At 50.2% G+C, this 21760-nt stretch carries 16 protein-coding genes and 1 riboswitch; of the genes, 15 read left to right on the top strand and 1 reads right to left on the bottom strand.

Translation table 11 applies throughout. The annotated features are described in order from the left end of the window. Positions 1-154: 154 nt before the first annotated feature. On the bottom strand, positions 155-967 hold the full coding sequence (locus tag F3H20_RS09625) for a YitT family protein (protein ID WP_394349565.1): 813 nt from the start codon (positions 965-967) through the stop codon (positions 155-157). A 365-nt stretch (positions 968-1332) separates the two neighbouring features. Here F3H20_RS09625 and argC point away from each other — a divergent pair, with 365 nt between their 5' ends. The 15 genes from argC (at position 1333) to F3H20_RS09550 (ending at position 20917) form a co-directional block, all read left to right on the top strand. Then, positions 1333-2364, top strand: coding sequence for an N-acetyl-gamma-glutamyl-phosphate reductase (gene argC / locus F3H20_RS09620; RefSeq protein WP_149734711.1), 1032 nt, complete (start codon positions 1333-1335; stop codon positions 2362-2364). Between the two features lie 61 nt (positions 2365-2425). Then, positions 2426-3634 (top strand): bifunctional glutamate N-acetyltransferase/amino-acid acetyltransferase ArgJ, encoded by a 1209-nt coding sequence (gene argJ / locus F3H20_RS09615; protein WP_149734710.1) that lies wholly within the window; start codon positions 2426-2428, stop codon positions 3632-3634. A 76-nt stretch (positions 3635-3710) separates the two neighbouring features. Next, positions 3711-4604, top strand: coding sequence for an acetylglutamate kinase (gene argB / locus F3H20_RS09610; protein ID WP_149734709.1), 894 nt, complete (start codon positions 3711-3713; stop codon positions 4602-4604). A gap of 85 nt (positions 4605-4689) precedes the next feature. After that, positions 4690-5883: an acetylornithine transaminase gene (locus F3H20_RS09605; RefSeq protein ID WP_149734708.1), complete on the top strand. Its 1194-nt coding sequence runs from the start codon at positions 4690-4692 to the stop codon at positions 5881-5883. Between the two features lie 438 nt (positions 5884-6321). Beyond that, entirely contained in the window at positions 6322-7257 is a 936-nt protein-coding gene (gene argF / locus F3H20_RS09600) for an ornithine carbamoyltransferase (protein WP_149734707.1), read from the top strand. Positions 7258-7304: 47 nt separating this feature from the next. Continuing rightward, complete coding sequence (locus F3H20_RS09595; RefSeq protein ID WP_149734706.1) at positions 7305-8513, top strand: argininosuccinate synthase; 1209 nt, start codon at positions 7305-7307, stop codon at positions 8511-8513. Position 8514: 1 nt separating this feature from the next. Then, complete coding sequence (gene argH / locus F3H20_RS09590) at positions 8515-9930, top strand: argininosuccinate lyase (RefSeq protein WP_149734705.1); 1416 nt, start codon at positions 8515-8517, stop codon at positions 9928-9930. Positions 9931-10068: 138 nt separating this feature from the next. After that, the gene (locus F3H20_RS09585) at positions 10069-11139 is read left to right on the top strand and encodes a branched-chain amino acid aminotransferase (RefSeq protein ID WP_223191708.1); all 1071 of its coding nucleotides are present in this window, start codon (positions 10069-10071) and stop codon (positions 11137-11139) included. A 308-nt stretch (positions 11140-11447) separates the two neighbouring features. Continuing rightward, positions 11448-12269, top strand: coding sequence for a diadenylate cyclase CdaA (cdaA, locus tag F3H20_RS09580; protein WP_091747996.1), 822 nt, complete (start codon positions 11448-11450; stop codon positions 12267-12269). Then, positions 12269-13213 (top strand): CdaR family protein, encoded by a 945-nt coding sequence (locus tag F3H20_RS09575; RefSeq protein WP_149734704.1) that lies wholly within the window; start codon positions 12269-12271, stop codon positions 13211-13213. The genes cdaA and F3H20_RS09575 overlap by 1 nt, the downstream gene beginning before the upstream one ends. A gap of 424 nt (positions 13214-13637) precedes the next feature. Beyond that, positions 13638-15233 (top strand): NAD(P)/FAD-dependent oxidoreductase, encoded by a 1596-nt coding sequence (locus F3H20_RS09570; protein WP_149734703.1) that lies wholly within the window; start codon positions 13638-13640, stop codon positions 15231-15233. A gap of 26 nt (positions 15234-15259) precedes the next feature. Continuing rightward, positions 15260-16600: a phosphoglucosamine mutase gene (gene glmM, locus F3H20_RS09565; protein WP_149734702.1), complete on the top strand. Its 1341-nt coding sequence runs from the start codon at positions 15260-15262 to the stop codon at positions 16598-16600. 364 nt (positions 16601-16964) lie between these two features. Then, complete coding sequence (glmS, locus tag F3H20_RS09560; protein ID WP_149734701.1) at positions 16965-18794, top strand: glutamine--fructose-6-phosphate transaminase (isomerizing); 1830 nt, start codon at positions 16965-16967, stop codon at positions 18792-18794. A gap of 546 nt (positions 18795-19340) precedes the next feature. Further along, on the top strand, positions 19341-20270 hold the full coding sequence (locus F3H20_RS09555; protein WP_149734700.1) for a fibronectin type III domain-containing protein: 930 nt from the start codon (positions 19341-19343) through the stop codon (positions 20268-20270). A gap of 140 nt (positions 20271-20410) precedes the next feature. Continuing rightward, a complete protein-coding gene (locus F3H20_RS09550; protein WP_188128264.1) occupies positions 20411-20917 on the top strand; it encodes a hypothetical protein in 507 nt (168 codons plus the stop codon). 729 nt (positions 20918-21646) lie between these two features. After that, positions 21647-21720: riboswitch (Fluoride riboswitch) on the top strand. The last annotated feature ends 40 nt before the right edge of the window (positions 21721-21760 follow it).

The following is a 21760-nucleotide window of genomic DNA, read 5'->3' as shown; positions in this document are numbered from 1 at the left end:
CTGATTAATTCACACTGCGCGTCCTGACGGAGCTTTTTCCGCCTGGCTGCGTCAGCAAACCTTGAAATAGGGGCCGCTATTCCTGCGGTTTTACTTTCTTGCCAGACGAAAAAATCTCTCGCCAGGCCAACAGGTTTATTTAATTAGTGCTTACCTAGTGAATGGCCTTCTTTTTCACCCGGCCGCCCATTACATCATGGACATCGGTGATGGTGACAAAGGCTTCCTCGTCTTTTTCCTGGACAATTCCCTTTAATTTAGCAATTTCTAAACGAGTCATAACCGAATAGAGAATCTTCTTGGGCGCACCGGTATAGCCTCCTTCCCCATGGAGCACCGTTACGCCGCGGCCAAGGCGGGCCATTAAAGCAGAGGAAATTTCCTCCGGATTCTCAGATACGATGATAACTCCTTTAGACTCATCTAAACCTTCAATTGTAATGTCGATCACCTTGAAAGCGACAAAGTAAGCCACCAGGGAATACATGGCTTTGTCCCAGGTATAGACCAATCCGGCGCTGCCTAAAATAAACAGGTTAAAGAACATAATGATTTCGCCTACGGAAAAGCCGGTTTTTTTATCCATGATAATGGCGATAATTTCGGTCCCGTCCAGCGAGCCGCCATAGCGGATAATCAGTCCGACCCCAACCCCGACAATGATGCCGCCGAAGACCGCCGCCAAAAACAGGTCAGTGGTCAGTTGTGGCACCGGATGCAGTATGGAGGTCCAAAACGCCAGCGAAAGAACGGAAAATAAAGTGGACAAGGCAAAGGTCTTGCCGATTTGCATATAACCGAGGTAAAAAAAGGGCAGATTCAGCAAAATGAGAAAGATGCTCATCGAAAAACCGCTTAGGTGGCTGGCCATAATCGAGATGCCGACGATGCCACCGTCAATGATCTGATTGGGGATCAGAAACTCCTCCAGACCGATAGCGGCAAAAATAGAGCCGAGGAGCAGCATGAAATACTTTTTACCGTAACGGACAAATGGCGAGGCTGGTTGTTGTTTTACCAATAATATCATCCTCCTTGTTAACACGCTCTGTATATATAATTATACTATATAAATCGGTGTGAGTCCTGCCTGGTTTGCCGGCAGATTTTTTTCTCTGTTATAGTGTGTACTCAATGACTCTCGGTTAAACCTCGGCTTATCCCTTAAACAAAGCTGAAAATACAACGGTTGCGGCTTCCCTGCGGACAGGCCGGTATGATAAGATTAGAATTAGCTGCAGGTATGACAAAATAATAAAATACAAAATACATAAGCCTGTTGCATCTTTATTCAAATAGATGTATAATTATTAATATGAAGGAGGGAAAAGTATGAAAGTCAGCATTATTGGTGCCACCGGCTATACAGGAGAAGAACTATTGCGTATTTTAGCCAACCATCCTCAGGCCGAGATTGTTCATATCACCTCGGAAAGTCAGACCGGCACCGCCATTCAGTCGATATATCCCCATATAACAGGGTTTTATGATAAAACATTGGAAAGCATGAAGGACCTGGATAAGCTGGCCGACAGCGACGTTGCCTTTATTGCCCTGCCGCATGGCCATGCCATGGAAGCCGGCAAACGGCTGTCAGCGCAAGGCGTTAAGATCATTGATCTGGGCGCCGACTATCGCTTCCGTGACGTGGGCGTTTATGAACAGTGGTATAAGGTACCCCATACGCATCCAGAAGCCAATGCCGTATACGGACTCACCGAACTGAATCGCGACGCCGTTAAGGAAGCCACCATTGTCGGTAATCCGGGCTGCTATACCACGGCCAGCATTTTGGCCCTGGCGCCCCTGGTTAGCTGCCAACTGATTGAACTACATACGATCATTGTCGACGCCAAGTCAGGCGTCTCCGGTGCCGGCCGCAGCCTGTCATTGGGCAGTCACTTTACGGAAGTATTTGAAAACTTGAAAGCCTATAATATCGCCGGCCACCGCCATACTCCGGAAATTGAGCAGGCGCTCAGCCTCCTGGCCGGTGAACCGGTAATCCTAAGCTTTACGCCCCATTTGGTGCCGATGGCCAGAGGCATCCTCAGCACCTGTTATGCCAGCCTGAAAGCCGGTGTGACAGCAAGCCAGGTCGACGAGGCATTCCAAAGCCTGTACCAAGAGGAGTACTTTATCCGACTCTTGGGACGGGGCGGATATCCGTCAACCAAACAGACGCGCGGCTCCAATTTCTGCGATCTGGGCTGGCATATCGACAGCCGGACCAACCGGGTGATCGTGGTATCAGCCATTGACAATCTGGTGAAAGGCGCCGCCGGTCAGGCCGTACAGAACCTGAATGTCATGTTCGGTCTGGAGGAACGTACCGGTCTGGAGCAGGCACCGCTTTATCCCTAATAATTAAGAGGCCCATTATAATAGCGGACGGACGTCGTCCAGCATGAGGAGGCATACACATATGTTGAAAGAAATAACCGGAGGCATTACGGCCCCGCAGGGGTTTAAAGCGGCGGGGATTAAAGCAGGTATTAAAAAAAGTGGCAAAGAAGACGTAGCCATTATATACAGCACTCAACCGGCGGCAGCGGCAGCCGTATTCACAACCAATATCATGGCGGCGGCGCCTGTTGTGGTGTCACGCAAGCATGTGGCCGGCGGCAAAGCTTCAGCGTTTATCGTTAATTCGGGTTGCGCCAATGCCTGCACCGGCGAGCAGGGCATGACCGATGCTGTGGCTATGGCTGACATTACCGCGGAGGCTCTTAACGTTACACCGGAGGAAGTGTTGGTGGCTTCCACCGGGATCATCGGCGTGACCATGCCGATGGACAAAGTAACGGCCGGGATTCACTCTGCCGTCAAGGCCATGTCGGTCGAAGGACATCAACAGGCGGCTCAGGCCATTCTGACCACCGATACGTTTTTGAAAATTTGCGCCTATGAGTTCGAACTGGGCGGTAAGACCGTTCGTATCGCCGGTATTGCCAAAGGCTCCGGCATGATTCATCCCAATATGGCCACCATGCTGGGTTTTGTTACCACCGATGCCGCCATTAGTGCACCGGCATTGAAGCAGGCACTGAGCGAGGCGGTCGGGGTATCGTTCAACATGGTGACGGTAGACGGTGATACCAGTACCAATGATATGGTCGGTGTTATGGCTAACGGTCTGGCGGGAAATCCGGTGATAAACGATACGACAGGCGACGACTATCAAGCTTTTAAAAGCGCTCTTACCACCCTCTGCACCACGCTGGCCAAACTGGTGGCCCGTGACGGCGAAGGGGCCACCAAATTCCTGGAGGTGAATGTTTGCGGTGCCGCTTCCTTCGACGACGCCAAAAAGGCGGCCATGGCCATAGCCAAATCGCCGCTGGTCAAAACGGCCTTCTTTGGCCAGGACCCTAATTGGGGACGGATTCTTTGCGCCGTAGGCTATTCGGAAGCGACGGTAGTACCGGAAAAAACCTCGCTGGCTATCGGCGGAATTACCATTGTGGAAAAAGGCCTGGGTGCCCAGTATGACGAACAGGCGTTGCGGACAGTGATGGCGGATCACGATATTGTGGTTCAGGTAGACCTGAACGTCGGTCCGGCCAAGGCTACAGTCTGGACTTGCGACTTCTCCTATGAATATGTGAAAATCAACGGAGAATACCATACCTGATGTATAACCGGCGCTGGCAGAGCCTTGACCGGGCATCTATCAGGGCTGGTTTTTCCTATAAAGGAGTGTTGATGCAATGATTCATTCACCGGAAAGAACGGCGGCGGTACTAATAGAAACGCTGCCTTATATGCAGCAGTTTGCCGGCAAAACGGTAGTTATTAAATACGGCGGCAACGCCATGATTAACGGCGAGCTGAAGCAGCAGGTTATTAAAGATATTATTCTGATGAAATGCGTCGGTATGCGCCCGGTGGTCGTCCATGGCGGCGGTCCGGAGATTACCGGCTTTTTGAAACAGCTCGGCAAGCAGTCGACCTTTGTCAGCGGCCTTCGTGTAACCGACGCGGAAACGGTGGAAGTGGCCGAAATGGTGCTGGCGGGAAAAATCAACAGCGAAATTGTCTGCCTACTGAACCAGCAGGGAGCCAAGGCCGTCGGCCTTAGCGGCAAGGATGCCGATTTGGTGATCGCCGAAAAACATTTGGCAGAGATATATGAGAACGGCGAGGTAAAAAAAGCCGATATCGGCTTTGTCGGCGATGTGGTCAAGATTAATGCCGGGCTGCTCCATACGCTACTGGATCAGGATTATATTCCGGTCATCGCGCCGATCGGCCGGGGCATTGACAACGCCACCTATAACATCAACGCTGACTACGTGGCCGGAGAAATCGCCGGCGCACTGGAGGCGGAAAAACTGATGCTGTTGACCGATGTGGAAGGTATTTACCGTGATTATCACGATAAGAGCACCTTTATTTCCACGCTAACCTTTGAAGACGCCCAGGGCATGATTCAGGACGGCACCATTGACGGCGGCATGATTCCAAAGGTGGAGGCTTGCATCCGGGCCTTGTCGGGCGGCGCGGTGAAGGCCCATATTATTGACGGCCGGCAGCCCCACTCGCTGCTGCTGGAAATATTTACTTCCGCCGGTATCGGCACGGAAATTGTAAAGAGTCGGTAAAACAATGGCAAACGGTTAGACGAGGGAACCGCTAGGATGTGCGGTGTGAATAAATCAGTGGTTCTCAAAGGAGGCAGTATTCGAAATGGATCAACAGATCATCATGAAAACCGATGAGCGGCACTATATGAAAGTGTTTGCCCGTTATCCAATCGTGTTGTCCCATGGTGAAGGGCCGTATGTGTATGATAATAACGGCAAAAAATATATTGATTTCCTGGGCGGTATCGCCGTCAATATTTTAGGGCATGCCCATCCCAAGTTGGTGGCGGCCATCGCCAAACAGGCCGGCCGGCTGATTCATTGCTCCAACCTGTACTATACCGAGCAGCAGGCGACGCTGGCTCAAAAGCTGGCGGAGCAAAGCGGCATGGACCGGGTGTTTTTTGGCAACAGCGGCGCCGAAGCCAATGAGGGGGCTATTAAACTGGCCCGTAAATACGCCAAGACCATCAGTCCTGACAAGGTCGAAATCATTACGGCCTATGATTCCTTTCACGGCCGGACGCTGGCGGCGCTGACCGCTACCGGTCAGCCCAAATACCATGAAGGCTATGAACCGCTGCCGGGCGGCTTCCGGTATGTTCACTATAACAACCTGGACGAATTGAAAGCGCTCATGTCGGCAGCAAAGACCTGTGCCGTCATGCTGGAGCCCATTCAAGGCGAGGGCGGCGTCAATATGCCTGAACCGGGCTATCTGGAAACTGTCCGTGAGCTTTGTGACCAAACCGGGGCCCTGCTTATCTTTGATGAAATTCAGACCGGTATGGGCCGGACGGGCAGTTTGTTCGCCTACCAGACTTTCGGCGTAAAACCTGACATTGCCACGGTGGCCAAAGGCTTGGGCGGCGGCGTGCCGATCGGCGCTTTTATGACCACCGAGAAAGTGGCGGCTGCCTTTGCGGCCGGTGACCACGGCAGCACCTTCGGCGGCAATCCGCTGGCCTGTGCTGCGGCCAACGCCGTATTGGACTGCATCGGGGAAGAACAATTGCTGAACAATACCGTTGCTATGGGTGAATACCTGTTGGCCAAGCTTATCAAATTGAAAGAAAAGTATCCGGCGCTGATTACCGAAGTGCGCGGCAAGGGCCTGATCCTGGGCGCCAAGCTGACCCGTCCGGGCCGGGACATCGTCAATAAATGTTTGGCCCAGGGCGCTATCATCAACTGCACTGCCGGCGACATACTGCGGTTCGTACCGCCGCTGAATATCAATCGCGGCCACATTGACGAGGTTATGACCACATTGGATAAAGTACTGGCAGCAGAGTAGGGCGGGTCTTCGGGGAAATTTAACGCAGTATGGCGGAAGTCCGCCGGAAGATGGGCCATGAACACTGGTGTCAACACGCCCTAACAAAGTTGACGGAAGGTTGCTGCGAAGAAAGTATTCTTAGCGGCAACCTTCGCGGATTTATAAAGAGCAAAACGGGAAAGCGTTTTGCCAGGGAGTAGTTTGATAACCCTAATCTAATGAAGGATAACAGCCTTTCCTTGGTTTAGAGTTGCCAAGCTGTTAGCGGTCTGTCCACTCTGAAATCATAATGACTTTACGGGTCTTTTCCCGCAATGCGTCGGCTTACATATGTCCGATGTGTGTGCCTTCTTCGCTTTGCCTTGCGGAAAAATTCCCGCGAATTCTTTTACGCCTTCAAAGTAGACAGATCACTTGATATATTTGTATAATGAGATAAAGTGGGGGTTATGTGCCATGGGCATAAAGAATAAGGATTTATTGTCGATTCACGATTTGTCGGTTGCCGAGGTGTTTGAGATTCTCGAGCTGGCCAAAGATTTGAAGGAAAAACAGCGGCGCGGTGAGCAGCATCACCTGCTGAAGGGCAAAACCCTGGGGATGATTTTTGAGAAGTCGTCCACCCGGACCCGCGTTTCTTTTGAGGTGGGCATGTGGCAGCTTGGCGGTACGGCTTTGTTTCTAAGCGACAGAGACCTGCAAATCGGCCGCGGGGAACCGATCAAGGATACGGCTCGCGTCCTGTCGCGCTATGTTGACGGCATTATGATCCGGACCTTTGCCCATGACAAGGTGGAAGAACTGGCCCGCTATGCCACTATTCCGATTATTAACGGGTTGACCGATTTATTGCATCCCTGCCAGGCGTTGACCGATATTTTTACCGTGCAGGAATACAAGAACGAACTGAAAGGCCGCAAAATGGCCTTTATCGGTGACGGCAACAACATGGTCCACGCGCTGATGCACGCCTGTGCCAAGGTCGGCATGCATTTCGCCGTAGCGACGCCGCCCGGCTATGAGCCGCAGGCTGATATGCTTGCACAAGCCAAGCAAGACGCCGCCCTGTACGGTACCCAGATAGAAGTGGTGACCGACCCGCTGCTCGCGGCTAAGGACGCCGATGTGGTATATACCGATGTCTGGGCTAGTATGGGACAGGAGGCTGAGCAGCAGGCCAGAAAGAAAGCCTTTGCCAGTTTTCAGGTGAACGGCCGTCTGATGCAGGAAGCCAAACCGGATGCCATTGTACTGCATTGCCTGCCGGCTCACCGGGGTGAGGAAATCACCGAGGAAGTTCTGGAAGGACCGCAGTCGGCCGTATTTGACGAAGCGGAAAATCGTTTGCATGTGCAGAAGGCGATTATGGCGTTATTAATGGGGAAAAAATAAAGAAAAATCCATAGTGGATACATAAGTAAATAGGGGGATTTTGAAAAATGAGCAGTATTAAAAAAGTGGTTTTGGCCTATTCAGGTGGCCTGGATACGTCGGTTATTATTCCGTGGCTGAAAGAAAACTATCAGTGTGAAGTCATTGCTATGTGCGCCGATGTCGGACAAGGTGACGAACTGGCACCGGTCCGGGAAAAAGCGATTAAATCGGGCGCCAGCAAGGTATATATTGAAGATTTGACCAAACCCTTTGTGGAAAAATACGTATGGCAGACACTGAAGGCAGGCGCCATCTACGAAGGCAAATACCTGCTGGGCACTTCTTTTGCCCGGCCGATCATTGCCAAGGCGATGGTGGAAATTGCCGAGAAGGAAGGCGCCGACGCCATCTGTCACGGTGCTACCGGTAAAGGCAATGACCAGGTACGCTTTGAATTGACCGTAAAAGCACTGGCCCCGCATTTGCAGATTATCGCTCCCTGGCGGCTCTGGGACATCCGTTCCCGGGAAGACGCTATTGATTATGCTGAAAAACATGGCATTCCGGTGCCTGTCACAAAGAAAAGACCCTACAGCATGGACCGCAATATCTGGCACTTAAGCCATGAAGGCGCCGACCTGGAAGATCCCTGGAACGAACCGCAGGACGATGTCTACATGGTTACCACTACGCCGGAAAAAGCGCCGGATAAACCGACCTATGTGGAAGTTACTTTTGAAAAAGGTATTCCGGTAGCGGTTAACGGTGAAAAAATGGATGCCGTGGCTTTATTGGAAAAACTCAACGCCCTGGGCGCCGCCAACGGCATCGGCATCACCGATATAGTGGAGAACCGTTTGGTAGGCATGAAATCCCGCGGTGTATACGAAAATCCGGGCGGCTCGATTTTGTACTATGCCCACCGAGAATTGGAATACTTAACCCTGGATCGCGCTACGCTGCATTACAAGGAACAGGTGGCTGTCCGCTACGCCGAGCTGGTTTATGACGGCATGTGGTTCTCACCGCTCCGGGAAGCGCTGGACGCGTTTGTCAATACCACCCAGCAGACGGTCAGCGGTGTGGTCCGGCTGAAACTGTATAAAGGCAATATCATCAGTGCCGGTGCCAAATCGCCGTACTCCTTATACCATGAAGGCTTTGTCACTTTCGGCCGCGACGAAGTATACAACCAGAAAGACGCAGAAGGCTTCATCAACCTCTTCGGTCTGCCGTTAAAAGTCCGGGCGCTGATGCAGAAGGAGAATGGATAGTATGTCAAAGCTTTGGGGCGGACGTTTTGCCAAAAGTACCGACGTTATGGTGGAGGAGTTTACCTCCTCCATTTCTTTTGATCAACGGATGTACCGGGAGGATATTGCCGGCAGCATCGCCCATGCCCGTATGCTGGCTAAGTGCGGCATTATCAGCACCGGAGAGGCGGACACGATTATTGAAGGGCTTACCTCGATTCTTGCGGACATTGAGGCCGGACATTTTTCCTTTGAAATCTCCCTGGAAGATATCCATATGAATATTGAAAAACGGCTGACCGAACGGATCGGTGCGGTAGGCGGCAAGCTGCATACTGCCCGCAGCCGTAACGATCAGGTGGCGCTGGATACCCATATGTATCTGAAAAAGGAAATCCGGTATATTGCCGGACTGATCATGGATATGCAGCAGGCTATCCTGGACGTGGCTGCCAAGTATCCTCATACGGTTATGCCCGGCTATACTCATTTGCAGCGGGCTCAGCCCATTTTGTTCTCCCATCATATGCTGGCCTACTTTTTTATGCTGAGCCGGGACTTTAACCGCCTGCACGGCGTGTGGGAACACACCGATATCATGCCGCTGGGGGCCGGCGCCCTGGCCGGGACTACCTTCCCGATCGACCGGCACTATGTGGCCGAGCAGCTCAAATTCAGCCAGGTGTACGAAAACAGCATGGACGCGGTAAGCGACCGGGATTACATTATGGAGTTTCTTTCTTTCGCTTCCATTTTGATGATGCATTTGAGCCGGATCAGCGAAGAAATCATTCTCTGGTCTTCCAGTGAGTTTTCATTCATTGAACTGGACGACGCCCATTGCACCGGCTCGAGCATTATGCCGCAGAAGAAGAATCCCGATGTGGCGGAATTGGTGCGCGGCAAGACCGGCCGGGTATTTGGTCACCTGATGGGAATTCTGACGGTGTCCAAGGGACTGCCGCTGGCCTACAATAAGGACCTGCAGGAGGATAAGGAAGGACTGTTTGACGCCATTGACACGCTGAAATTCAGTCTGACCACCTATGCTTCCATGCTGCGCGACATGAGGGTCAATGAGAACCGGATGCGCCAGGTGCTGCGCAACGATTTCTCCAATGCCACCGATATGGCCGATTATCTGGTGAAAAAGGGGCTTCCCTTCCGCCAGGCCCATGAAGTGGTTGGCAAGGCTGTTGCCTATTGTATTGAGCATAACAAATGGCTGATGGATGTGACGTTAGACGAATTCAAAGCCTTTTCCGAGCTGTTTGAGGCGGATATTCTGGAAGCCATCAAGATTGAAACCTGTGTTGATGCCCGTAACTCCTATGGCGGTACATCGTCCGCGCAAGTGAGACAAGAGCTTACAGTTGCCCAAAATATGATGAATAAAGAACGAACAACACTTGACATGTATACAAAAGGCAACATATAATGAATAAAAACGAGTAGCTTCGCGGTAATTTCATATTCTGAAAGATATTGAGGCTGGTTAAAGACCAAAGCGGGCGGTACGCCCCGGATCTTTAACCAGCCTCTGGCTCAAACTAAAAATAAGTAGGGGGCTTTAATAATGGCAGTTCCAGTAACCATGACAGAGATTTTGCGCACCATACCGTCGGAAGAACAGCTGGGGTTTGGCACGATTTTTACCAATCACATGTTTGTTATGGATTATGAGACGGGAAAGGGCTGGCATTCGGCCAGAATTGTGCCGTATGAGGAGTTTGAGGCTTCTCCCTCCAACATGACCTTGCACTACGGGCAGGCTATTTTTGAAGGGATCAAGGCCTTCCGGACCGAGGATAACCGGATTGTTGTCTTCCGGGTGAATGACTATCTGAACCGCTTCAACCGTTCCGCCGATCATCTGTGTATTCCGCGGATTAATGTGGAAGAAGTGAAAGCCGGACTGTTTCAGTTGCTGGAAACCGAGAAGGACTGGGTTCCCCATAAGCGCGGCACCTCGCTCTATATCCGGCCGTTCATTATTGCCACCGATCCGTATGTAGGTGTTAAGGTATCCGATACCTACCGTTTGTTTATCATTTTGTCGCCGGTCGGCGCCTACTACGCGGCGGGCTTTAATCCGGTCAGCATCAAGGTGGAGGATAAATATGTACGGGCTACGCCGGGCGGCCTGGGCGAAGCCAAAACGCCGGCCAATTATGCCATGAGCCTGAGAGCCCAGGTGGAAGCCAAGAAAGAAGGCTTTACCCAGGTGCTGTGGCTGGATGCCATTCACCGTAAATATATAGAAGAAGTGGGCACCATGAACATTCTGTTCAAAATCAACGGCGAAGTGATTACGCCGGCTTTAAACGGCAGCATCCTAAGCGGCATTACTCGCCGGACGGTGCTGGAGGTGCTCAGGGACTGGGGCATCAACGCGGTGGAACGCCAGATTTCCATTGAGGAAGTGTACGAAGCCCACGCCAAGGGGACGCTGGAGGAAGTCTTCGGCTCCGGTACGGCAGCCGTCATTTCGCCGGTTGGCGAGCTTTCCTGGAAGGGACATAAGATAACGATAAATAATAACCAGACAGGAAAATTGGCGCAGCGGTTATTTGACTATATCACAGGGCTGCAGCAAGGTGGGGAGTCGGACAAATTTGGCTGGGTCGAAACGGTAGCAAAAGGATAAGTTGCTCTTTAGCAGCAATATCTCCGGTGCTAGTGGTCTGTCCGTTCTGAAAGCGTAAAATAATTCGCGGGAATTTTTTGCAAGGTTTTGGCGGAGAAGGTGCGCATATCATATATATGTAAACCGGCGACAACAAAGCATTGCGGAAAAAAAACTGTGAAGCAATTATGCTTTCAGAGTGGGCAAACCACTGGGCCGGAGATATTTTTTTATAAACTCGCAAAATTGGCTAAAGGTTTTTCCTGATACTGGGTAGAATAATGTAGTGAACTATTTATTTTATATATAATTAATAAGGGGTTTATGGTATGCTGCTGCAAATTCGGGGGATATTATCGACAATCGGTCTGCTGGACATTGTTGATATAGTGCTGGTAGCCGTTGTGCTCTATAAGCTGTACGTGATGATTAAGGACACACGGGCACTGGCACTGGTTAAAGGACTTATGGTGTTATTAATGGCTACATTGGTCAGTAAATGGCTTGATCTCAATGTTATCAACTGGCTGATGCAAAAGACGATGACGGCTTTTCTGGTAGCCTTGCCGGTGGTGTTTCAGCCTGAGCTTAGGCGGGCGCTGGAGCAATTGGGGCGGGGCAATGTGTTTCGCAAGCGGGTCTTTTTAAATGAAGAGGAAGCGGAACTGTTGGTCGACGAAATGGCCAAGGGTATTGCTGTACTGTCAAAAAATAAAATCGGTGCGCTATTGGTGCTGGAGCAGGAAACCGGCTTAAGCGATTACATCGAATCAGGGATTAAGGTGGATGGCCTGGTATCCAATGAATTTCTGATCAATATTTTTATTCCCAATACACCGATGCATGATGGAGCCGCAATCCTGCGCGGCGACCGCATCATTGCCGTCGGCTGTCTTTTGCCGCTTACGGAAGACCGCAGCCTCAACAAGGAGCTGGGAACACGGCACCGGGCGGCTATCGGCATATCGGAGCAAACCGACGCGGTAGTTATCGTGGTCAGCGAGGAAACGGGCATTATTTCACTGGCCAGAGGCGGCCGGCTGCTGCGCCATCTGGACATGGAGAGTCTGCGGGAGCATTTGCGCCCGCTGTTTACCATCAAAAAACATGTTAAGATCACCGATTATTTAAACTGGAGGCAGTCGTCATAATGGATAGAATGCCAGGGAAGCATATTATTCCTAAAATACTGGCCCTGATTATGGCCGCTGTTCTTTGGATTTATGTAATGAACGAGCAAAACCCCCCGATTGAAACCAGTTTGCAGGTGCCGTTGGAAATTCACAGTCTGAGTACCACGCTGGCGGCAATGGATGTTCCCGATGAGGTCAAGGTCAAGGTCCGGGGTTCACGGAGCCTGATTTACGGTTTGCGGCCCCAGGATGTGAAGGCCTATCTGGATTTGAAAAACGCCACCGAAGGCAAATATACCGCCCAGGTCAGCGCTACGCTGCCTAACGGGCTGGAGCTTCTGGAGATTACACCGGATACGGTGACTATTACGCTGGACCCGATTTCCAGCAAAAGGATGCCTGTGGAAATCCGCTTTACCGGCTCGTTGCCGCCCGGTATGGTTGTTGGGAAGGTGACAGCCGACACCGATCTGATCACCATCCAGGGGCCGCGCAGCCTGATTAACGCGGTGGACCGGCTGGTCGCTACGGTAGATGTGGAGGGGCAAACGACTGACTTTACTGCCAGCGTGCCGGTAACGCCGCTTAATAAGGAAAGCAAAAAGCAGGAAGGGGTGCTGTTAAGCCCTTCCAATGTGACGGTCAACATGAATCTGGTCCAAAATATGACGAAAAAGACGGTGGATATAAAACCCATTCTGTCGGGAGAACTGGGGCCAGGCATTGTGTTGAAGAGCATTACGACCGAACCGGACAAAGTGGAAATTTCCGGTGATCCGAAAGAAATCGGTAAAATTGACGCGGTCTATACCGAACCGGTCAATCTGTCCGGCATTGATAAAAATGTCAACCGTGAAGTCAAACTGCAACTGGGTGAAAATATCACTGCCGCTCGTAGCAGCATTATCCTGCATATCGAGATAACCCGCAACAGTGAGCCGGTTAAGCCGAAACTTCCTTAAGAAATCACTGATTGATTTGTAGTGCCCGCTCTGAGGAAGACTTGTCGCTCGATTGACAGGTTAATTAATTCAGCGGTTCCCTGAATGCGGATTGACCGTAACTGAATAACATACTTTTCCTATAACCGGCGATAGTATATAATAGATGAGGTGCAGTCATGCTATACATGCTATACAGCCGGTTTTTTATGTGTTTTGGCAAATCTTCGGTACCCGGTTCACGGGGCCGGCACAACAGTAATACAATACTATTATCCCCTGAAAAACGTGATGAGATTTGCGAGGATTTTTTGTTCGCTACAAGGCGGAGGAATGAGGTGTAGTGGTTCCTCCACCGGTTGACGACAACGAAGTGGTGAGCAAAAAAGACCGCAAAGATGGTCGTGATTTTCATGGAATAATAGTATAAGGTGGTTGAAACCATTTGCTACGTATAACCAATCTCAGGGTGTCCATTGACAGTACCAGGTCATTAGCCGAGCTGGCGGCGAAAAAGCTGCGAATCCCGGTGGAGGCCGTGACCGAAACGGTCATTAGCCGCCGGGCGCTGGATGCCAGAAGAAAAAACAATATTACCTTTGTCTATTCGCTGGAAGTGAAAACCCGTTTGCCCGAAGGCCAGGTTCTGTCCCGCCTGCGGGGAGACAAGGACGTTGCTCTGCTGCAGGAAGAGGCCAAAACGCCGCTTGTGCCGGGACAGGAAGTGCTGACCGCCCGTCCGGTCGTTGTGGGACTGGGACCGGCCGGTATGCTGGCGGCGCTGACCTTAGCCGAATACGGTTACCGTCCGCTGGTCCTGGAACGGGGGCAGGATGTGGAAACCCGTACCCGCGATGTGGCTCATTTCTGGCAAACCGGCCAGTTTAACGGGCTATCTAATGTACAGTTTGGCGAAGGCGGGGCCGGCACATTTTCCGACGGAAAACTGACGACCCGGGTACAGGACCCGTATATGCGGGAAGTACTCGATATTTTTGTTGAAGCCGGAGCGGACCCGGAGATTCGCTATCTTCATAAGCCCCATATCGGGACAGACAAGCTGCGGCAGATGGTGAAGCGTATCCGCCAACGCATTATCGCGCTGGGCGGCGAGGTCGAGTTTGGCGCCTGTGTCACTGACCTGGTAATCAAAGACGGTTGTCTGGAGGGGCTGGTGGTGAATGAAACCCGCCTGATTCCCTGTTCGGTAGCGTTGTTTGGCATCGGTCACAGTGCTCGCGACACGTATCATATGCTGTATGGCAAGGGCGTGGCTATGGAGGCAAAACCGTTTGCTATCGGCGTGCGTATTGAACATCCCCAGTCGCTGATCGATCAGGCCCAGTATGGGCCTATGGCCGGGCATCCGGCCCTGGGGGCGGCCGACTATGCCTTGGTGTATCACCACAAGGCCATAGGACGTACAGCCTATTCGTTTTGCATGTGCCCCGGCGGGTTGGTGGTGGCTGCCGCCTCAGAAGAGAGCGGTGTGGTCACTAACGGCATGAGCCATTACAGCCGTGCTTCGGGGATTGCCAACAGTGCTCTGGTGGTCAATGTCAATCCGGAGGATTGCGGCGGCGAAGTATTGAGTGGGATTGCCTTTCAGCGCCACTATGAGCAGTTGGCTTTTCAGTGTGGCGGGGCTAATTATCAGGCTCCTGTCCAAACGGTGGGACATTTCCTGACCGGTATGGCGCCGGCGGCCTATCTGACAGCACCCAGCTACCGGCCCGGGGTCAGGGATGCGGAACTTAGGAAATGCCTGCCCGATTTTGTCACCGCTACGCTGGCTCAGGCTCTGCCGGATTTTGACCGGAAGATCAGGGGCTTTGCTCAGCCCGGCGCGGTTATGACCGGCGTGGAGACCAGAACGTCGGCGCCGGTGCGGCTGAAACGGGACGAAAATTATCTGTCTGCCAGTGTGGTCGGTTTGTACCCTATTGGGGAAGGTGCCGGCTATGCGGGCGGGATTATGAGCGCTGCTTTGGACGGGCTGCATGCGGCAGCCGCGGTCATCAGAAAATATACATCACGGTAAAGTGCAGGAAGGGAGAATCATCATTTATGGGGAAACTTTTTGGAACAGACGGTGTGCGCGGGGTTGCCAATACGCAGCTTACGGCAGAGCTGGCCTTTAAACTGGGGCGGGCGGCCACGACACTTTTCGGGCAGGAACATAGTTCGCCTGTTTTCTATATCGGCCGGGATACCCGTATTTCCGGGCAGATGCTGGAAGCGGCCCTGGCAGCGGGAATTTGTTCGGCCGGCGGCAAAGCGGTACTGCTGGGCGTTGTGCCGACACCGGCGGTAGCCTATCTGACCAGCAAACACGGCGGTCAGGCGGGAGTCGTTATTTCTGCCTCACACAATCCCTATCCCGATAACGGCATTAAGTTCTTTGCCGGCACCGGTTATAAACTGCCTGATGCTGTCGAGGAAAAGCTGGAAGAGCTGGTGCTGGCCGAAGCCGATACCATGCCGCGCCCGACGGGTGAGGCGATTGGTACTATCCTGCACCATCACGACTTGATTAAAGAATATATTGATTATGTGGTAAGTACGGTCGATTGCCGCTTTGACGGTCTGAAAATCGTGCTTGACTGTGCTGAGGGAGCTGCCTATGAGGTGGCGCCGGTCGCTCTGAAACGGTTGGGAGCGCAGGTTGTTGTGCTGCACAATAAACCGAACGGAACCAATATTAACGCCAACTGCGGTTCAACTCATATGGAAGGACTGCAGCAGGCAGTCAGAGAGCAGCAGGCCGATCTGGGGATCGCCCATGACGGTGATGCCGACCGCTGTCTGGCTGTGGATGAGACCGGTACCCTGGTGGACGGTGACCAGATGATGGTTATCTGTGCACTAAAGCTGATGAGACAAGGCAAGCTGAAGGACAATACGCTGGTGGCTACAGTCATGAGCAACATCGGCCTGCACCAGGCCATCAAAAAGGCAGGCGGCAAGGTACTGATCACCCAGGTGGGCGACCGCTATGTGCTGGAAACCATGCGCGAATATTGCTATGCATTAGGCGGCGAACAGTCGGGCCACATTATTTTCGGTGATCACAGCACCACCGGTGACGGTGTGCTGACGGCGCTGCAACTGATCAGTGCCCTGACGGAAAGCGGCAAGAAGATGTCTGAACTGGCTAAGGTGATGACCCGGTTCCCACAGATGCTGGTCAATATCCGGGTAGGCACCAAGGACGGCTGGCAGGACAACACCAGAATCGCCGATGCCATTGCTGCCGGTGAGCAGGAGCTGGGCGAAGACGGACGGATTTTGGTTCGACCCTCCGGTACGGAGCCTCTGATCCGGGTTATGGCCGAAGGACCGGCTTTGCCTGAGCTGGAACGGATTGTAAAACAGATTGCCGACGTAGTGAAGAAAGAACAAGGCTGATATCCCGGAATGGTCGGTGGGTATTGGTTGACCGCCGAGGAAAATTATATTACAATGTATATGCAAAGGAGCACTGCGGTGCTCCTTTGCATATACATTGATAAGGGGAGGTGAGATATGGATAGTGTAAAGTCATTTGGTTAAAACTAAACAAGAGCGCTGGTGCTTGCCGAAGATGCGGAAATGATCAGGCAAGCAGACGAGGTAGAGGTTTATCGATATTGTCAGCGGATGCCTCTCGGCCACTGCAGGTCGTTATGTAATCTACAAAACCATAAGGCAACTTGTGGGACAAAAAGATTCGTGCAGGGACAACTGAATATAATTATTATGTCTATTTGCGTATGTAGGAGGATAAATATACATGTGTGGTATTGTTGGATATATAGGCCCTAAACAGGCGGCACCTTTTTTGATTGAAGGGTTGACCAAGCTGGAGTATCGCGGTTATGATTCGGCCGGTATTGCGGTATTTGACGGTAAGGAAATCAATGTGGAAAAAAGTGTTGGCCGGTTAGGCGTCCTCAAGAAGAAAGTAGAAAGTGATTCTCCTATCGGTTGCATCGGCATTGGGCATACCCGTTGGGCGACGCATGGGCGTCCTTCCGATGTAAATTCCCATCCCCACACCGATTGCTCGGGAAAATTCGTGGTGGTTCACAACGGGATTATCGAGAACTACCTGCACCTCAAAGAGAAGCTGATCGCCAAGGGTCATGTGTTTAGCTCGGAAACCGACACCGAGGTGGTGGCTCATCTGGTGGAAGAATACTATGAGGGCGATTTTGAAGCCGCCGTACGGAAAGTTCTGACCGAGATTGAAGGCTCCTATGCGCTGGTATTCATGACGGAACATGAACCGGACAAGATTATCTGCACCAAGCAGGATAATCCGCTGGTTATTGGTCTCGGCAACGGGGAGAATTTTGTGGCCTCCGATATCCCGGCCATCATCAGCCGTACCCGCAAGACCTATATCCTGAGCGACGGTGAAATGGCCATTGTGACTAAGGACTCGGTATGGGTCATGAACCGTCAGGGTGTGCCGATTACCAAGAAAGTATTTGAAGTCAACTGGGATGCCGAAGCAGCCGAGAAGGGCGGCTACGAACATTTCATGATTAAGGAAATATATGAACAGCCGAAAGCTGTACGCGAAACCATGTCGGGACGCCTGGCAAAAGACGATAGCCACATTATCTTTGACGAGCTGAAATGGACACCGGAAGAAGTGGCCGGTATTAACAAGATTGCTATTGTTGCCTGCGGTACGGCCTATCATGCCGGCATTGTCGGCAAATACTATCTGGAAAACCTGGCACGTATTCCGGTCGAGGTCGATGTGGCCTCTGAGTTCCGCTACCGTTCACCGCTGGTGGATGACAAAACACTGGTTATTGTCATCAGTCAGTCCGGTGAAACGCTGGATACGCTGGCCGGTTTGAAAGAAGCCAAACGGCTGGGTGCCAAAACACTGGCTATTACCAATGTTGTCGGTTCTTCCATTGCCCGTGAGGCCGATCATGTGATCTACACTTGGGCCGGTCCGGAAATTGCCGTGGCTTCCACGAAAGCCTATACCACCCAGTTGGTAACCTTGTGCATGCTGTCCATCTATATCGCTGCTTTACGCGAAACCCTGGCGGCGGCACAGGTGAAGGAACTGATTCAGGGGTTGCGCGAGCTGCCGGCCCAGGCCCATGAAATCCTCGAGGATGTGGAGCCGATCAAAACCTTTGCCCAGCAGTACGGTTTTAACGAAGATGTATTCTTTATCGGCCGTGCCCTGGACTATTGTGTGGCGCTGGAAGGTTCCCTGAAACTTAAGGAAATATCATATATCCACGCTGAAGCCTATGCGGCCGGTGAACTGAAGCACGGCACCCTGGCGCTGATTATCGAAGGCGTACCGGTCATTGCGCTGGCGACACAGCCGGATGTGTATGAAAAAATGCTCAGCAACATCAAGGAAGTCAAAGCCCGCGATGCGGTGGTCATCGGGATTGCCATGAAGGGCGACGACCAGATTCGCAACTATGTGGACCATGCCATTTATATCCCGGATGCCCACAAGTATCTGGCACCGCTGCTGGCCGTTATCCCGCTGCAGCTTCTCGCCTACTATGCCGCCATTACCCGTGGCTGCGACGTAGATAAACCGAGAAACCTGGCCAAGAGCGTAACGGTAGAATAATTCAGTAATGAAATAAAAGCACACAATCCCTGCAGTTTTATGCTGCGGGGATTGTGTGCTTTTTTTGCTACTAAAGTATCAGCCAAATCAATATTTTCTGGCCTGCCTGATTCCGGCGGATAAGAATGGAATATAGGTAAATACCTGATACTGCTATTTTATTTAATTAGATTTTTCTGAGGTTGGATAGCAACAATCAGCAGCATTGACGTGCTTGACTGCATCAAAACAGAGCTTAGCGACAGCGTGGAAAATCCGGGATAATATCAACAAGAAAGAAGTAAAACAGTTAATAGTCTAAAATTGCAACTGGACATATCTCCTTAATTTTGCTCCTATCTCGGTTAATAGCCAGGTAGGAGCTTTTTCTTGTAACAATATGTTTTTAGTTTACATAATATAAAAATGGTGAAAAGGAGGCCCGTTTAATATTACACGCTGCGTGAATGTATCCCATGAAAGCCGACGTACAGGAAACACAGATTAGGGAACAAGAGTTCCTTGACTATGGCGGTTCTCAAATAAAATAATTGGAGGAATGTAAAAATGGCAACAGTAGGGCAATCGTTAAAAACACCGGAGGCAGGATGGAGACGGTATGATAATACAGATAACGTATTTTCATACAGCGGAAGTAATTGGATAGCTACTCAAAACGGTGATGTATCAGCTTTTTACAAAGGAGGTTGGCATTATTCCGAAAATCTAACTGACAAGATTATATTTAGTTTTTATGGGGCAAAATTACGTATTATTGCTCAGCCTAATAGCACAAGATCTAATAATCTAGTTGTTACAATAGATGGAGAAAGAGTAGGAACATACAGTATAAACAGTTCGACAGCAACCCATCAATGTTTAGACTTTGAAAAGCTAGATTTAGAATTAAAAATACACAATGTTGTAATAAGCAATGAAGCTACCAACAATAAATATATTTTGTGGGATGCGGTAGATATAGATGCTACTGGCTATATGTTACAGGTTGCACCTACCAACCTAACCGCAATCCCTGGCGATTCCCAAGTAACCCTCAACTGGGATGCAGTTACCGACGTTACTAGCTACAATGTAAAACGCTCAACGACAGCAGGCGGTCCCCATGAAACGATTGCAACTACTATAGCGGGCACCTCATACGTGGATACCAACGTAACAAATGGCACGGCCTATTATTATGTGGTTGCCGCTGTAAATGGGGATGGTGAAGGTGTAATTTCTAATGAGGCTTCGGCTACCCCGCAGGCGACACCTGTAGAAGAGGGCCAGGGCTTGCTTCGGGTTACGATGATTGATTCCAGTGAACGGGAGTATAAGTTGCCTATGAGAGATATTAACGGGTTTATAGGCTGGCTGAATTCGCATAGTAACAGTGATACTCTTAGCTATCAGCTTACTACAGCATTTAGCAGCAAGGAGTATTTGCTGTTTGACAAGATCATTAGCTTTGAAGTGATTCCATTACCGGCAGAGTAACATTAATACCTCCATTCTGGGTTGAGCGCCAGGGTGGAGGTGTTTTTTCTATTAGCATGATGGCTTCTGCTGCCAGGTTTTTTCCTGTGCATAATTGATTAAAGATTAGTAAAACTAGTAAAGCCGAAGGAGGTGAGAAAATGGATATAAGTTATATCTACATGATCTTTGCGTTCCTGGTCGGGGGTACATATCTTTTATTAATACCTAAAGAACAATATAAACGTTATCTCCTTTATGGGCTTGTCTTAGGAAGTATTGTGGATGTTATTCTGGTGGTGATACTTACTTATACTGGGCTTATAGAGTACAAAAATATGGGTCCATTTAATATTTTTGGAATTTTTTCTGCCTGGACGCCAGTCTCATGGGGAATTACGTTTGGCATTTTCTTTTATTTTATGCCGAAACGCAAATTCTTTTTGTTAGCATATGTACCGTCATTTGCTGCATTAGGTCAGATCATAGGAATTGTATTCCAGAACTACGGATTGATTGAATATAAAGGTAAGTTTTTACTCTTTTTTATTTTTTTAGTTTGGTATTCAATCGCGGCATGGGCGTATCAAAGAGAATTACAGTTTTACCTATTGAGACCAGCTATTCAAAAAAAGTTGCACCATGAAGATTCTGATGATGACACGTAGACATTGTACGGTGGTCAGGCTAATGCCTCTATGCTGGTTTATCTTTCAGGATGGAGGGATTTTTGTTTGTGGCTATAATTCTGATTGCTGCATAAACTAACTTATCAGAACATTATTGAGAAGGTGGTGCGGCTGGTGCTTACTTTAGTTTATCTTATGATATTTTGCGGCATTATGACGATCGGGATATTATCCTATAAATTTTTTAAGTTGCCGTGAAAATACCTCTAACTCCGGTTAGAGGTATTTTATTTTAGACTTTAGTCAGTTGAGTGAGTGAAACAACAACCACCAGGTCAGGTGCAAATAAAGATTATATAAAGCCAGCGTCTTAAGGAAGGCGAAAAAGAATGGCATGTAAGACAGGAACGGGAAAACCAACGTTATGAACAGGCGTTAGGGAGATGCAGTAGCTGCAGACTTCTTAGACCGGAGCCAAGTTTTATGGAAAGAAAGATTGAGGCTTTCACAATAGGAGTAATCCTAGGGTCTATACTTGGGGCTATTATTAGTATCTGTTTCTCTTATGGACAACAAGCCGTCAGATACTTATCAATGGATGATGGTACATAATGATAGCGATCTAATCATGGCCGCGGCTATTTTTTTGTGGTTAACGATTTAAGCTGTTGCTAGAGTTTGTGCAGGAGTGGGTACAGGATGTGTTCAGCAGGAATACGCATAAGGAAGCTTCTCCCGGTTGTGCTGAACTGATACAACTGCTATACTGATCATAAAAGGGATGAAGTTCCCCTGCGGAATAATCCGGAATGCTGAAATCAGCTGATGACTTCTACTGTTGTAGGAATTGTCGGCTGTTTTTTTATTTTCCTTTTTAAGTGT

Origin of the sequence: Propionispora hippei DSM 15287, assembly GCF_900141835.1 — a bacterium.
GTDB lineage: Bacteria > Bacillota > Negativicutes > Propionisporales > Propionisporaceae > Propionispora > Propionispora hippei.
This window is presented reverse-complemented; position numbering and strand designations above follow the sequence as displayed.

Bases quoted from the DNA above. Each gene is read 5' to 3' on its own strand.
- F3H20_RS09595 (WP_149734706.1), top strand. From the start codon at position 7,305: ATGAGCAGTATTAAAAAAGTGGTTTTGGCCTATTCAGGTGGCCTGGAT.
- argC (WP_149734711.1), top strand. From the start codon at position 1,333: ATGAAAGTCAGCATTATTGGTGCCACCGGCTATACAGGAGAAGAACTA.
- argF (WP_149734707.1), top strand. From the start codon at position 6,322: ATGGGCATAAAGAATAAGGATTTATTGTCGATTCACGATTTGTCGGTT.
- cdaA (WP_091747996.1), top strand. From the start codon at position 11,448: ATGCTGCTGCAAATTCGGGGGATATTATCGACAATCGGTCTGCTGGAC.
- argJ (WP_149734710.1), top strand. From the start codon at position 2,426: ATGTTGAAAGAAATAACCGGAGGCATTACGGCCCCGCAGGGGTTTAAA.
- argH (WP_149734705.1), top strand. From the start codon at position 8,515: ATGTCAAAGCTTTGGGGCGGACGTTTTGCCAAAAGTACCGACGTTATG.
- F3H20_RS09550 (WP_188128264.1), top strand. From the start codon at position 20,411: ATGGATATAAGTTATATCTACATGATCTTTGCGTTCCTGGTCGGGGGT.
- F3H20_RS09605 (WP_149734708.1), top strand. From the start codon at position 4,690: ATGGATCAACAGATCATCATGAAAACCGATGAGCGGCACTATATGAAA.
- glmM (WP_149734702.1), top strand. From the start codon at position 15,260: ATGGGGAAACTTTTTGGAACAGACGGTGTGCGCGGGGTTGCCAATACG.
- F3H20_RS09585 (WP_223191708.1), top strand. From the start codon at position 10,069: ATGGCAGTTCCAGTAACCATGACAGAGATTTTGCGCACCATACCGTCG.
- argB (WP_149734709.1), top strand. From the start codon at position 3,711: ATGATTCATTCACCGGAAAGAACGGCGGCGGTACTAATAGAAACGCTG.
- F3H20_RS09575 (WP_149734704.1), top strand. From the start codon at position 12,269: ATGGATAGAATGCCAGGGAAGCATATTATTCCTAAAATACTGGCCCTG.
- F3H20_RS09625 (WP_394349565.1), bottom strand. From the start codon at position 967: ATGCTGCTCCTCGGCTCTATTTTTGCCGCTATCGGTCTGGAGGAGTTT.
- F3H20_RS09555 (WP_149734700.1), top strand. From the start codon at position 19,341: ATGGCAACAGTAGGGCAATCGTTAAAAACACCGGAGGCAGGATGGAGA.
- glmS (WP_149734701.1), top strand. From the start codon at position 16,965: ATGTGTGGTATTGTTGGATATATAGGCCCTAAACAGGCGGCACCTTTT.